Genomic DNA, 14,766 nt, shown 5'->3' with positions numbered 1-14,766 from the left:
TCTATTTGCTTCATGTTTCCAAATTAGTATGACAGATAAATCAAATTCTCGTAAAATGCGCGCCATTGTGAGCTTATCGCCTCTTCCCAACATCAGTGTTACACCAAACTCTGCATTCACTAGAAGCGGTCTAGCTAAGACACCTATAAGAACGAGACATCGAAATGATACGTTTAACCGAAATTAAACTTCCACTAGACCACGAAGAGTCTGCCATTCAAGAAGCGATTGAAGCAAAGCTTGGCATCAACTCAGATCAGGTTATCTCTTTTAATATCTTTAAACGTGGCTACGATGCTCGTAAGAAATCAAAGATCCTGCTTATCTACACGCTGGATGTTCTCGTTGAAAACGAAGCTGAGCTATTAGAAGCCTTCATCAGCGACCCACACGTAAAAGTGACTCCTGACATGGAGTACAAATTCGTGGCTAAAGCGCTAGAAAACCAGACTGAGCGTCCTGTTGTTATCGGCTTTGGCCCTTGTGGTCTATTTGCTGGCCTAGTGCTTGCTCAAATGGGCTTCAACCCAATCATCGTTGAGCGTGGTAAAGAAGTTCGTGAACGTACTAAAGATACTTTTGGTTTCTGGCGTAAGCGCACTTTGAACACGGAATCAAACGTACAGTTTGGTGAAGGTGGCGCTGGTACATTCTCTGACGGTAAGCTATACAGCCAAGTAAAAGATCCAAAACACTACGGCCGCAAAGTAATCGAAGAGTTCGTTGCAGCTGGCGCACCAGAAGAGATCCTATACGTAAGTAAGCCGCACATCGGTACCTTCAAACTGGTTACCATGATCGAAAAAATGCGTGCTTCTATTATCGAACTAGGTGGCGAAATCCGCTTCAGCACTCGTGTAGATGACCTTCACATGGAAGATGGTCAAATCACAGGTCTAACACTTTCTAACGGTGAAGAAATCAAATCTCGCCACGTTGTACTAGCTGTTGGTCACAGTGCTCGTGATACATTTGAAATGCTGCATGATCGTGGTGTTTACATGGAAGCGAAGCCTTTCTCTGTTGGTTTCCGTATCGAACACAAACAATCAATGATTGATGAAGCTCGTTTCGGTCCAAATGCAGGCAACCCAATCCTTGGCGCTGCGGACTACAAACTGGTTCACCACTGTAAGAATGGCCGTACTGTATACAGCTTCTGTATGTGTCCAGGTGGTACTGTGGTTGCTGCAACGTCTGAAGAGGGCCGCGTAGTAACAAACGGCATGAGCCAATACTCTCGTGCAGAACGTAACGCAAACAGCGCAATCGTTGTTGGTATCGATCCAGAACGCGATTACCCAGGTGACGCGCTAGCGGGTATCCGTTTACAACGTGAACTAGAAAGTGGCGCGTTTGTACTAGGTGGTGAGAACTACGATGCTCCAGCACAGAAAATTGGCGACTTCCTGAAAGGTCGTGATCCAAGTGCTCTGGGTGATGTACAACCATCATTCACACCGGGTATCCACCTAACAGATATTTCAAAAGCGCTGCCTGACTTTGCAATCGAAGCGATTCGTGAAGCAATCCCTGCGTTCGAGAAGAAGATCAAAGGCTTCTCTACTCCAGATGGCCTACTAACAGGTGTTGAGACTCGTACGTCTTCTCCGGTATGTATCAAGCGTGGAAAAGACTTCCAAAGCATCAACCTGAAGGGCTTCTACCCTGCTGGTGAAGGTGCAGGTTACGCAGGTGGTATCCTGTCTGCTGGTATCGACGGTATTAAGGTTGCAGAAGCACTTGCACTGTCTATGGTAGAGCAGAATCAAGCAGAGAAGATAGAGCTTATTAAATAACTCTCCAGATGAAAGCCTAACTGTAAGGCTTATGCCCAAACACGTTATACATTGTTAGCTTACAGAGCTTATTTGGAGTGTCAAACCGCGCATACCATTGTCAATGGTATACGCGGTTTTATGTATCTCTACAAGCCCCCCTTACTTGAGGGAACTGCACTCCAGATTTCGTTTTCATACGAATGTTTGTCAGAAAAGCCAGCTCTGCTATGAGGGGAATGCTTAAACTTGCCCAATTAGGAAAAGTATTGCTGTCAACTGCACTGCAGTGTGTTGAATTGTTAATTTAGAGTATAAACAGCCAAACCACTCTTTTATCAGTGGTTCACTTCCCCCTTTAATTAATATAAAACCTAAATCCTCACTGTCTAATACAATAGCAAAACCTACCCTGCCTTCTTTTAGTGCTGATAAGGCATAAGGCTTCGTCATCATTGCACTCTAGAATTTCCACTCTGAGATTGTGAAAAAACCGACAAGTGGCATTAGTGTACCTAAGGAGGGGGGATGATTGGATGCTGACGCACCAAATAAAGCAAATCTCACTAATAGTCGTCGCAGCCATTATGCTTTCGATAAGCAGCTATGAGGCGATTTAGATTAGGTAACGAATAGCTACATTCTAAATACCCACGTCATAATCTAGACTTGGTCCCTAATACCGTTATAAAGCATCACTAAAGGTACAAGAGCAAAAGGAATTAAGTTTTCAATAACAATACCGACCTCTCACGGTCGGTATTTCTGCGTTGTCAGCACTGGGTAAACGCTACAGGCGGTTCGACACCTCTACCAAAGATTCAATCTCTGTAACCTGAGACCATATATCCATAAGAATCATCTGCTCAAACGGCCGCCAGCGAATTTCGGGCAATGATAAAACGTGACTGAGTTGTTCATTTACCTCTATCCAATATTGGTCTCCGAGATAGATATCCTCGGGCACCGACTGGGTCAAATAGTAGCGATGTGCCTCTCCCTGATATAGCGTCCAGTTAGAGGTAGCATTTTTCTCATCCGAATACGGTAAGGATTGAGCCCAAGGCTGACGAGAGTAGTACATGTATGTTTTGTCTAAAAATGCACTAAACAACACACCTTGAGGCTGAGAAGGCCAAATGGCTTGCTGCCACTGCAAAGGTAGGAAGTTGAGCGATTGATGTTGACGCTGTTCATATTGAAATCGAAATATAAAATCGCCAAGTTTCGTCCAAGCGGTTTGGATATCTTCTTTAAACATCCTATTTCTTATCAATTGAAACAAAAAAGGTTTAGCCTGTTCCGCTGATAAGTGACTTGGGATCTTCTCTAAAATCTCAAACAACTCTGGCATGTCTTTTTTAATCACTCCCAATGAAGGGTTACCTTTATAAGGCAAAGCTGACAGACTTACATCTTCTCTATTTTGCCACTGTTGCCAAAGATTTATATAAGGCTCATCAAGCTCAACGTTTGTCCATCCACGCCTAACACGCTCGTTGATGTAACTGCTCAAATCGATGTTGTCCAAGGGCTCAGACAGCTTTTGTAAAAGTGGATCAGAGTCTTCATCAAAAAAGACTTCTCTGCCTTCATAAACCTGGCAAGAGTATAGTCCGCAGATCAGCTCTCCTGCCCCAACAAGAAATCGCCCTGTTCGCTGCTCCTCTTCGGTAGCACGTCGCTGTAAAATCGACAAAGAAAAGTTGTCTATCGCGATGCGGCGGGCGTGCTGATATAAATACTGTCGATAAAGACGAACATTGTCATTATTGATTGTTTCTAGAACAAGCTTTTCAATACTACTGCTCTGAATTTCAAGTATTTTTCTTCGCCAGTCAAGAATATGTCTCTGTGCATTTTCAACGATATTTTGTTTATGCTCGAAAACCTCCTGACGCGTTTTCTCGATATACGAGTACTTTCCAATACCATAAAGTTTTCCGAGATTTGCCACTAGCATTCGATAGCTACATGCTCTTAAATCTTCCAGAGTCCCATTAGAAGCAGTACCTAAACGAGCAAGCTCTTCTACGACCTCTTGCTTTTGATTCACGCAAGCTTGCTCTCCAAATTTTTGAATCACGTGAGGGGGACGATTATAGAGATCTAGCATTGTATTGGCGTATTCGAGGTCAATCGCAGAAAACATTTTATTGATGATTTCCTGCAGCTCCAATACTTTTGCACTGAAGGTTGCGTCGAAATGAAGCAACTGAATAGAAGAAAGCCTTTTGCTCAATTCAACGATATGCAGCTTTAACTGCTCGTGCTGCTGCTCAATAGCCTCTGCAGATGTCGTATTTAGCCGCTCAAGTACAGTCTCTTGCCCGTAACTGTAATGCCCATTTTGCAGCCATTGATTGAGTCGTTTCTCCGGGCTATCCAATGTGGAAAGGTAATCATAATAGCCAATAGCAAAACCGACAAAAGGGAGAGGCTCAGCAGTAACACTCAGTCGGTGTAATTCGCTTGCAGAGTCATCCCACATTGTTCTCGTTAAATCTTCAACCCAAGGTGCGAAAAAAACAATATCTAACACGCTTGAAAAAGCCCTACCACCATTTTTAGCGAGCTGCCAAAGAGCTTGGCGCTCAGACACACGCTCCAGTTGGGCAATTCTTTTTGCACTGTTAGGCTTACTATTTTTACTATCTATTACAGCTGTAACTCCAGCCCAATGTTCAGCAAACATACCTTCATCGCTTATAGGAAGCACTAGACTTGGAATTTTATCCAATGCTGCAATTTCTTTAACATCAGTCAGTTCACTCTCAAATTCATAGTCCAACCGAGCCAGCCACTCGTGCTCTTCTTCAAGTGTTTCAGCTCCAAGATTACAAGTTTCCAATGCATTGGTATTCAAGCTTACGCAAAGACCAATGAACAATATTAAATTTTTGATCTTCATTATAGGCTCCAACACTTCTTTGACTTAGGTAATCTAGAGTTTGCCACTAGCGTTACATTGTCTTTTTCTGCGAGCTTAGACCAGCGCAAACGATTCGCGTATATCACACTTGGATTGGGTTGGTCAGATCTCACGATCCGATTGACTAATAGTTTTTGAGAGCTACCAGCAATATTTTCGGACATCGTCAACGCGGAAATATCGTCACTGGTCGAAATCAGGACCACTTGTTCCGATTGAGTTAACAAATCTCTGCCCTCATTACTAATTTCATCTGCGTTTATTTGAATGACAGAAGATGGGGTATTGCCTTTTTTAATACTATCCGCGGCCTTTTCAATCGTTGCTACTGTTAGGCGCTTTTCAACCTCTGTTAACGATGAAAAATTATCACCTTCGAGAAGAATAACTTTACGATCCGCCTTGATGGCTAATTCAAGGGCGGTACGCAACACTTTATCGAGTTTTGGGAAGCCATTTTTTCGTTCAATTAAGCTTGTGCTTATTAGTAAAAGAGATTGAGGGTTACTATGGAGTGCCTCACTTACTTTTGTCGTACTGAGTGATGTTGAGCCCAATACTCCAGAGGCAGTTTGTTTTACGCTTTTTAACGTTATATCGGTCGGAGTTGATGAGTAATCAATCATAGAGCCCGGCCAATACATGTCACGAGCTTCATTTCCAAACTCTTTAGATAAATGGTATTCGGATACTGGCACTTCAGATTTCAAACGTTGAATATTAGTTTTAACGCGAGCGTAATCAGCCTTATATACCGATTTATTCTTTAATGCTTCTTCCCAAACATTCATCACGCTTTCTCTTCTTTCGATAGACGATTGACGTGAAGTAGTGAGTGTTTTTAACTTTGTACTCCCTTTTTGGTAGGAGAGTCCTGTCGCCTCTATCTCACGTTTCATTAAGCTAAATTCAACCACCTCTCCCTCTGTAAACTCTTCTCCATTATGAGTTGTACCAGCGACAGGTGCACGATGACGAATTCGTTGCGTACCCGTTGGTAAGCCGCCAGTTAAATAATCACGAGCATGTATAAGTTCATGCCCGAGTGCTATAGAAGGTTCAATAATAGTTGAGTCACCTGGGATTAAAACTGCATTATCGATGTCAAAATAGATTACTGCAGGAACACCAAGCCCATTTGATTGATAATTCACAAATTCAGGGGAGGCGATTAGAGGTTCTGTGACAAACTGCTTTCCGCCCCTAGGGGGCCTTATTACAACGTGAATCTTTTCTATTGTACCATCAACTAGACCTTCGGTATGGAACGCTAAAGCACGTTCTTTGCTTGGCAGCGCAATCGGGGCATAGTGAGAGGTTTGGTTGATAATGGCTCTCCCCGTGCGAGTCTGCTTCAAGTTTTCAAATAAAGTAGCAATTCCGAGAACGAACTCCTCCGAATGTGCTTGTACATATATTCCACTTTCTACCTTAAATAAATAACCGTCTTTACTCTCTATATCAATAATGTTTTCCCCATCGGGGGGACCAAAATAAACTGATGAATGAGCGAAGGTTGATAAGAAAAGTGTGGTAATTGCTATTAGTAATTTCATAATTCTCCATAAAGCTATAAAAACATTTAAAACTCTTTATTCACTTTCCAACACTTATTAATACTTGTTATTAATGTGCATCAAAAATTATAACTACCCAAAAAGCCTGACCATAGAAACCAGATAAAAAAGAGGGCTATAACACAAGGCTAATTTCCCATAAATTTTAAACACTTCATGCTAAATCACTACAACGTATAAGATTGGCAAGATAAGATAATAAATATAGGAGGATTATGTAGATAAAGGAGGGTTGCCAACATGCTCAAAAGCACGAAAAATAAAACACTAACAGTTAAATAAAATTATGTCACCAACTATTACTCCATAAAAAAAGAAGGTGATAGTAGTATCAGTTTAAGGTGTAATTATGTTGTAGGTAAGTAGCAAAAGTTTCGTTTCATATTAATACTTATTTATAACTCTTTCTGAAAATCAAATTAAACCATTTCATAAAAATAGCAGTAAGTACTAAGTAAAATAATAGAGTTTTCATTATACAAACTGCTTTTTAGGTTGCTGTTCAGACGTTCCAAACGATTATTAAGACATGTTAATCTGAGCGGCCACGCCCTTTTATTGTCCACTGGGAGACCACTTTTCCATCTTGTACGGCATACAAAGTATCGAAATTATTCAATGTCGTATCACAGTGGCTTGGCAACAGAATAACTTGCTGTCCAAGTTCAAAAATCTCGCAACCTTCTTCATGATGAAGGATACCGTGTTCATCCCCGCCAGTTTGATACCTTACTCCTTCACGACCTTCAACAATAGGCATGCCAAGATCAATAGAAAGACATTTCATCCCTGCATCAATCACGGTACGCGAAGGCGTTGGCTGACTAATCACGGTGCTTAGCACTTTGAGGGCTGGAGAAAATTGCTGATTTTTGGTTGTATTGGTTTCGTCTCCAATTGCAAGATAAGCCGCATCCATAAAAAGATACGAACCGGCTTGGATTTCACTGTACCCCAATCCTTGATAGGCAGTGTATGTCCCAGTTCCTCCTCCGCTAATTATCTGAGGAGCCATACCTTTAGGCTCTAAAGTAGATCTAATGAAATCAAACAAAGGCACCACAACAGATCTCGCCTGCTCATTTCGCGAACAGTACCCCTTAACATGTTGTAAGTGTCCGCTATAAGCTTGGACTCCGGCATAGCTAACGCCATCCGTAATTTGAATCGCTTGGATAAGCTCCACTAAATCGTCACCAACCTGAACACCACATCGCTGCTGACCGCATTCAACCTCTATCATCAGCTCAATACAAATATTTGCCGCTGATGCGGCTTTGGCGATTTCTACAACATGATAATGATCGTCAATCACCTGAATAAAACGGGCGTCAGGATGACCTTGATGTAGAGTGATTAAACGCTGAATCTTCTTTTGCCCCGCAATAGGCGTGGTTATGAGAATATCCTTTATACCACCTTGTGCCATCACTTCCGCTTCGCCTAATTTGGCCACACAAATACCCTGCGCTCCCGCGTCTATTTGCATTTGTGCAACAGCAGGAATTTTGTGTGCTTTGGTATGAGGACGAAGAACTAATCCTAAATCGTTAATGCGTTCCTGCATCAACTGAATATTAATACTCATTGCGTTAAGATCCGCGATCAATGAAGGAGTATCTAAATGACTGATATCCATAAAAGTATCCTAGCTAAAATAATAGTTTCTTATGACTGTAATATGCCCGGATTATAAGGTATGAATCACTTTGAGCAAGGCTATTTCTAGACAAATGAATAACATAACTTTTACTTGTGAACTAACAATAGGCTTTGGTTTAGCACATATGCTCAGTTAAGGTAATGTAAAGTGACCGAGAGAATTCCACTGCTGATTAGTTACCATTTACTTAACACTGATAGAGCTAAAAGCGTTTGATACTAGCGATAAACAAGCAACATGGTAGAATGCCGCCATTAATCTTATCCTTGTATAAGATTGTTGAACCTTTCCATCGCTATTTAGCCAAATCATACCGAGAAACTTATGCCATTTTCCAAGCTTGGATTAAGCTCACCTATTGTTAAAGCCGTTGTAAAACAAGGCTACGAAAAGCCAACCTCTATTCAAGAAAAAGCAATTCCGATTGTACTTTCTGGTAAGAACCTTATTGCGGCAGCACAAACGGGTACAGGTAAAACTGCGAGCTTTGTTCTCCCTATCTTAGAAATGCTAAGCAAAGGTGAAACGCAACGTAAGAAACGCATCCGTGCGGTGATCCTTACACCTACGCGTGAATTGGCGGTTCAGGTTGAGCAAAACATCAAGAAGTACGCAAAGTTCTTAAACTTAACGTCACTAGCGATGTACGGTGGCGTCTCTTACCAACATCAAAAAGATCGTCTGATTGAAGGTGTTGATATTCTTGTGGCAACACCGGGACGTTTGATCGATATGTACGGACAGCGCGCGGTTCACTTTGATGAGGTTGAAGTGTTAGTACTGGATGAAGCAGACCGTATGCTAGACATGGGCTTCATCGAAGACATCAACAAGATCATCGCTCGCTTACCGCAAGATGTGCAAAACCTGCTGTTCTCAGCAACGCTTTCTACACCGGTTCGTGCACTAGCGAAGAGTGCTATCAGTGATGCTGAAGAGATTTCAATTGCCAAGACAGACGCTTCGAAAGCGAACATTGAGCAATGGCTAGTAACAGTAGATAAAGACCGTAAATCGGCACTACTGAGCCACATGATTACTGAAGGTAACTGGGATCAAGCGCTTATCTTCATCGAAACCAAGCATGGTGCAGCAAAATTGGTTGCTCAACTTGAGAAACGTGGCATTCAAGCTGAAGCGTTCCACAGTGGACGTAGCCAAGCGATTCGTGAAAAGATCTTAGCGGACTTTAAGAAAGGTCACCTTAAGTTCCTAGTGGCAACGGGCGTTGCTGCACGTGGTATTGATATCGATAACCTACCACGTGTTGTTAACTACGATATGCCTTTCCCAGCAGACGACTACGTTCACCGTATTGGTCGTACAGGCCGTGCTGATGCAACAGGTGAAGCGATCTCTTTCTTATCAAAAGACAACTTCAAGAACCTATGCATTATTGAAAAGCGCCTTGGTCACTTGATTGAACGCCGCGTGGTTGAAGGTTTCGAACCACGTAAAGAAGTGCCTATTTCGGTGCTGAACTTTGTTCCTAAGAAGAAAAGAGAACAGCAAGAAAAAGAAGGCAAGTAATTAACCGAGCTTGATTTCAAGCCACAGCGTATTGCCAAATTATGACAAAACGAAGCCAACTAAGGCTTCGTTTTGTTCTGTAAACCAGTGAGAGTTAGAGGGAAGGCAATGATCACCCCAATTGCAACACGATTAACCCGAGGCCAAGACTTAAAGCTTGAGCTACAAAAGCTAGTGACCAAACATAACGTCGCAGCGGGCTCTATTGCATCTTGTGTGGGCTGCGTTTCCCAACTCAATATTCGCTTGGCAAACGCAAACCACACAAAGTTAATTCAAGCACCGTTCGAAATTGTGTCTGTCATGGCAACACTAACGCCGAACCACCAGCACGTTCACATTTCGCTAGCTGATGAGAATGGCGATGTGATTGGTGGTCATTTACTTGAAGGAACCATCATCGCAACCACCGCTGAATTGATTCTTCATCGCTACGATACCTTGACCTTCAGCAGAGAGTATGATGATTCGACAGGTTACACTGAGCTCACTATCAGTGATAACCCACAATAAGCTGGCTACACCGAAGGCAATACCAACGCTTATATAAAGCGATACAGATAAACAGTTATTAGGAAACACCATGGCTCCACACTCCGCAGACTCCGTTATCGTTCTCGATTTCGAAACCACTGGCTTGTCCCCAAATATGGGCGATCGAGCGATAGAAATTGGTGCCGTAAAACTCGTTAACGGCGAAGTGGTCGACACCTTTCAACAACTGATGAACCCGGGATTTCGCGTGAGCGGGTTCATTGAAGGCTATACCGGAATCACTAATCGTATGTTAAGCAGTGCTGCAAGCTGCGGAGAAGTCATGGATGAATTTGCAGACTTCATTCAAGACAGCCAACTAGTCGCTCATAATGCCTCATTTGATAAGCGCTTTCTTGATGCAGAGTTAGATAATATTGGTCGTGATTACAATGGACAATTTGCATGCTCAATGCTGATCGCTCGCCGCCTTATCCAAGACGCACCAACTCATAAGTTAGGTGACCTTGTGCGTTTCAAGAGTATCGACAACGATGGTACTTTCCACAGAGCGTTAGCCGATTCAGAAATGACAGCAAGACTATGGTTATTAATGATTGATGAGCTGCAGAGTGACCACGGTATATATCAACCTAGCTTCCAGTTGATGCAGAAAATATCGAAGACAGCCAAAGGTGCAATTCCAAAGCTCCTGATGAGCAACCGAGGTTAAGTGCATTCGCAATAATTAGAATAAGTAAAGGCTGCTCTATATTTCTAGAGTAGCCTTTTCTTTTATTGGCAAGGCTTACTTGCGCCCTACTCTTGCAAGGTAATCAATGTTGACGCAAGGCTCTCTAATTCATGCATGAAATAAGACCATTGCTTATCACTACTTACCGCTGCGATATCCACTAAAAACTTGGCGGATATCTGCATATTCTTGTTAAGTTGAGATTCCAAACCGTCTGGGTAATAAGACTCATTGTTCAAAAGCAACTTCATAATAATCGGCTGAGAGATGTGCAAGTCACTCTTCTTTTCCATCAGTAGAGTGAGATCTTGATAAGTATTATTTTGATACTCTCGCCAGCTATTATTGGTATTTATCCACTCTTGAGACCAAGCCACAATGATCTGTTGTTGTTCTTTTGATACCGATCCTAACCATCGCTCAAGTCTTTCCTCTATTCGCTCGCGATATCGCTCTCTAGAATCATCATCATTCAAAGACAATCTCTCTTCGTAAAACTCTTGCTGCTTTTTTCTAAAGTTGCTTAAGAACTCTCTATCCTGCTTAGGGTTAAGCTGCATACTTAACGCGTAAATGTCAGGAGAGAATTTATTAACGATGGTTCGAATGTGACTCTTTATTTGTTCACTTTGCTCAACAATAAAAGCGGAGTTCAACTCTGAACGACGCATATTTTGCAGCATTTGTAGCTGTTCAATGTAAAGCGGCAGCTGAGTTTCTTTGTGCCATGCTTGAAGAGAGTCTAAACGAGCCTCTAACTCAGACTCTTGGCTATTGGATAGAGAAACAAAGTCTTCTATGTAACTCACCGCAAACCAACTGATGTTGTTATAAGCGAATTTAGTTCCACACCCAACAAATAGGAAACAGACCAATAGAAGTAACCAACGGCATTTTCTCATTACACCCTCTCACAGCCTATTACTAATCAGTAAACCCAAACGACAAGATAGATTTACTCTTGATCTTATAACATTAGCTATAAAAGCAAGTTCTCGTAAAACTTTCAGATAAATTGAGACTTAGCCTTGCCAAATAAGCCATTTCGACAAATGATTAAAATAAAACCTATTGTTAGCAGTGATATTATTCGGCTTTTTTGCTTATTTGAAATGCAAGTTGGAAATAGCTGCACACTTTAAATGAGTATCGAATGAACAGTATTTGTGAGGGAAGCTTATGGCCGCAATTCCTGAAAATACCAGCGCGTTAGAATACGAGCTTTGCTATTTTGACGATGGGAAAGTAACCACCATCACAATATTAGCAAGCAACCGACAAGAAGCGATGACTTGGTATCTTAACGAAGGGAAACATCTTAATGACCTTTATTCGATAAGACCTGATGAATAGAGAGCTAGTTAATCGTTTTATATAATGGGTCAATAGACCAACCCATTTTGAAAGACCCTTTACTGCACCGCGCTTAACGTGACAGTAAAGGGCTAGAATCTCGAATTACTTCAGAATTCGGGCGCGGAATTGACGACCCTTCATTTTACCTGATTCGATCTTGTTCAGTGCTTTTTTAGCGACAGAGCGTTCTACAGCAACGTAAGCACGCATTGCAAACAAGTTGATCTTACCTACTGATTTACCATCGATACCACCTTGACCAGTCAATGCACCAAGAATATCACCCGCACGAAGTTTAGCTTTCTTACCACCATCAATCTGGATGGTTACCATGTTTGAGTAGTAAGGCTTAGCAATTGGTTTTGCCGGTAACTCAGATGGCTCAATCGGCATGTCCATGTACTCATCAATTTGAGCAACACGGTACATCTCTTTTTCGCTAAAGAAACTAATAGCGACGCCTTTGCTACCAGCACGACCTGTACGACCAATTCGGTGTACGTGAACTTCAGGGTCGCGAGATAACTCGAAGTTGAATACTGCATCTAGGTTATCAACATCTAGACCACGAGCCGCAACATCTGTCGCCACTAGAATCGAGATGGTTTTGTTTGAGAACTGGACCAAAGCTTGGTCACGTTCACGCTGCTCCATATCACCATGCAGCTCGATAACGCTAAAGCCGCGGTGGCTTAGTTCGTCAGTCACGTTCTGTACTTCTTTCTTCGTGTTACAGAACACAACCGCTGATTCTGGTTGATGATGAAGTAACAACAACTCTAGAGCATCGTCACGAGCCTCAGAACCTTCAAGCTTGTAGAAGTGCTGCTGAATGCTCGAGTGATCGTGCGTCGATTCAACTTTCACCATTTCTGGGTTACGCATGATGCGGTCAGCAACTGATTTAATTTGTTTAGGGAAGGTTGCACTAAACAGAAGAGTCTGACGATCTTTTGGTGCTGCATCGATAACTGCATCCAACGCGTCTTGAAAGCCCATCTCTAGCATGCGATCCGCTTCATCTAATACCAGCGTGTTCAGCTCAGATAGGTCAATGCGGCCTTTCTCCAAGTGATCAAGAATACGACCAGGAGTACCGACTAAAATGTGTGCGCCATGCTCTAGTGAGCCAATTTGTGGCCCCATTGGCATACCACCACACAGTGTCAGCACTTTAATATTGTGAATGCCACGAGCAAGAGTGCGAATCTCTTTTGCTACTTGGTCTGCCAGTTCACGAGTCGGACATAACACTAAAGACTGAACACGGAAACGCTTAACGCGCAGGTTTTGTAGCACGCCTAAACCAAAAGCAGCTGTTTTACCTGAACCCGTTTTACCCTGACCGATAACGTCCTTGCCATTTAGGATAGTAGGAAGACTTAACGCTTGGATCGGCGTCATTTCAGTATAACCAAGAGAATCCAACGTATGCAGAAGCTCAGGTTTAAGGGCGATTGAAGAGAATTTTGAAGTGCTCAATGGAATTATCCAACTGGTGAAAAACAGAGTGCATTATGAGTGTTTTTGAAAATTATTCCACCTTAATCACAGTTTTGAAGAAATAGGTTATGCGAACACAAAAAAGCCAGCTTTCTTAGCTGGCTTTCGCTTCTATATGAATTACTTTCTATGGCACACCGTGACCTTTAGAAGCCACCCACACGCGATACCATTGCTCGCGAGTCAGTTCAATTTTCAGTGTATCAACAGCTGTCTTAACGCGTTCAATCTTACCAGAGCCAATAATCGCAATAGGATTAGACGGTAAACGACGTACCCACGCGTAGATGACTTGATCAATGCTATCAGCACCCACTTCTAAACGAATCGCCTCAAGCTCTTCACGAACGCGAACCGCTTGTGCAGAATCACCACTGAAGATGCTACCGCCACCTAGGCAAGACCACGCCATTGGACGAGTGCGGTTCATTTGCAGCTGATCAAGCGTGCCATCATGGGCAACGTCGAAATTAAATGGGTTGATTTCAACTTGGTTAGTCACCAAAGGTTTGCCCAGTCGAGATTGCAGTAGCTCGAACTGTCGTGGCGAAAAATTAGAAACACCAAAGTGTTTAACTTTACCGACTTTGTGCAGCTCAGCGAACGCTTCCGCCACTTCATCAGCATCCATCAATACATCAGGACGGTGAATCAGCAGCACATCGATATCGTGAACGCCTAGACGCTCTAATGAGTTATTTACTGATTGGTAGATATGCTGTGCGCTGGTGTCGTAGTGATTGATCTTACGCTCAGGAGTGTGGTCACCACACAGGTTGATATCGCACTTGGTGACAATTTGAATCTCGTCACGAAGGCCTGGCTCTAGTGCGAGTGCCTCACCAAACAACTTTTCACATTGGTAGTTACCATAGATGTCTGCATGATCCACCGTTGTGATACCAAGATCTATGTGTTGCTTAAGGAAAGCTAGACGTTGTTTCGGGGTCATGCCCCACTCTGCTGTACGCCAGTATCCTTGCACCAGCTCAGATACTTCTGGGCCTTGTGGCGCTATCGTTACTTTTGCAACCATGGGTTGTCTCCTTTATCAATACTGAGCGTATCCTATGCTCGTTTTACCGAGGGCTCAACGTTTAACAAATGGCAAAGGTAAACGCTTGCTAAAACTGTGAGAGCAACAGAAAAACCAACACTCAAATCAATAATAGCTTGCTGTCTGGCTCTCAGGCGTTCTA

At 42.7% G+C, this 14,766-nt stretch carries 12 protein-coding genes; 5 read left to right on the top strand and 7 right to left on the bottom strand.

Translation table 11 applies throughout. The features are described from left to right. Nucleotides 1-164: 164 nt before the first annotated feature. Nucleotides 165-1,799 (top strand): NAD(P)/FAD-dependent oxidoreductase, encoded by a 1,635-nt coding sequence (locus OCV52_RS23100; protein WP_137406733.1) that lies wholly within the window; start codon nt 165-167, stop codon nt 1,797-1,799. A gap of 222 nt (nt 1,800-2,021) precedes the next feature. On the opposite strand, the gene OCV52_RS23095 is transcribed toward OCV52_RS23100, so the two are convergent. From OCV52_RS23095 to OCV52_RS23080, 4 genes are all read right to left on the bottom strand, one after another. Next, nucleotides 2,022-2,234 (bottom strand): hypothetical protein, encoded by a 213-nt coding sequence (locus OCV52_RS23095; protein WP_137406732.1) that lies wholly within the window; start codon nt 2,232-2,234, stop codon nt 2,022-2,024. Between the two features lie 334 nt (nt 2,235-2,568). After that, nucleotides 2,569-4,689 (bottom strand): hypothetical protein, encoded by a 2,121-nt coding sequence (locus tag OCV52_RS23090; protein ID WP_137406731.1) that lies wholly within the window; start codon nt 4,687-4,689, stop codon nt 2,569-2,571. Continuing rightward, nucleotides 4,689-6,266: a hypothetical protein gene (locus tag OCV52_RS23085; protein WP_137406730.1), complete on the bottom strand. Its 1,578-nt coding sequence runs from the start codon at nt 6,264-6,266 to the stop codon at nt 4,689-4,691. The genes OCV52_RS23090 and OCV52_RS23085 overlap by 1 nt, the downstream gene beginning before the upstream one ends. 553 nt (nt 6,267-6,819) lie before the next feature. Next, on the bottom strand, nt 6,820-7,926 hold the full coding sequence (locus tag OCV52_RS23080; protein WP_137406729.1) for a DSD1 family PLP-dependent enzyme: 1,107 nt from the start codon (nt 7,924-7,926) through the stop codon (nt 6,820-6,822). A 348-nt stretch (nt 7,927-8,274) separates the two neighbouring features. Here OCV52_RS23080 and OCV52_RS23075 point away from each other — a divergent pair, with 348 nt between their 5' ends. From OCV52_RS23075 to OCV52_RS23065, 3 genes are all read left to right on the top strand, one after another. After that, nucleotides 8,275-9,480, top strand: a complete 1,206-nt coding sequence (locus OCV52_RS23075; protein WP_137406728.1) for a DEAD/DEAH box helicase — start codon at nt 8,275-8,277, stop codon at nt 9,478-9,480. A 108-nt stretch (nt 9,481-9,588) separates the two neighbouring features. Then, nucleotides 9,589-9,993, top strand: coding sequence for a PPC domain-containing DNA-binding protein (locus OCV52_RS23070; RefSeq protein WP_137406727.1), 405 nt, complete (start codon nt 9,589-9,591; stop codon nt 9,991-9,993). Nucleotides 9,994-10,063: 70 nt separating this feature from the next. Next, a complete protein-coding gene (locus OCV52_RS23065; RefSeq protein ID WP_137406726.1) occupies nt 10,064-10,687 on the top strand; it encodes a 3'-5' exonuclease in 624 nt (207 codons plus the stop codon). Between the two features lie 86 nt (nt 10,688-10,773). Here the strand turns inward: OCV52_RS23065 and OCV52_RS23060 are convergent, their stop codons facing one another. Next, a complete protein-coding gene (locus OCV52_RS23060; RefSeq protein WP_137406725.1) occupies nt 10,774-11,610 on the bottom strand; it encodes a DUF6279 family lipoprotein in 837 nt (278 codons plus the stop codon). A gap of 277 nt (nt 11,611-11,887) precedes the next feature. Between OCV52_RS23060 and OCV52_RS23055 the strand changes: the two genes are divergently transcribed. Further along, nucleotides 11,888-12,061: an RNA helicase gene (locus tag OCV52_RS23055; RefSeq protein WP_137406724.1), complete on the top strand. Its 174-nt coding sequence runs from the start codon at nt 11,888-11,890 to the stop codon at nt 12,059-12,061. A 105-nt stretch (nt 12,062-12,166) separates the two neighbouring features. Here the strand turns inward: OCV52_RS23055 and dbpA are convergent, their stop codons facing one another. Together dbpA and OCV52_RS23045 are read right to left on the bottom strand one after the other, a co-directional pair. Beyond that, the gene (dbpA, locus tag OCV52_RS23050; RefSeq protein ID WP_137406723.1) at nt 12,167-13,546 is read right to left on the bottom strand and encodes an ATP-dependent RNA helicase DbpA; all 1,380 of its coding nucleotides are present in this window, start codon (nt 13,544-13,546) and stop codon (nt 12,167-12,169) included. A gap of 148 nt (nt 13,547-13,694) precedes the next feature. Next, nucleotides 13,695-14,603, bottom strand: a complete 909-nt coding sequence (locus OCV52_RS23045; protein ID WP_137406722.1) for an aldo/keto reductase — start codon at nt 14,601-14,603, stop codon at nt 13,695-13,697. Between the last annotated feature and the right edge of the window lie 163 nt (nt 14,604-14,766).

This window comes from Vibrio chagasii (assembly GCF_024347355.1).
Classification (GTDB): Bacteria; Pseudomonadota; Gammaproteobacteria; order Enterobacterales; family Vibrionaceae; genus Vibrio; species Vibrio chagasii.
The sequence above is the reverse complement of the archived record's forward strand: the minus strand, read 5'-3'. Positions and strand labels throughout refer to the sequence as shown.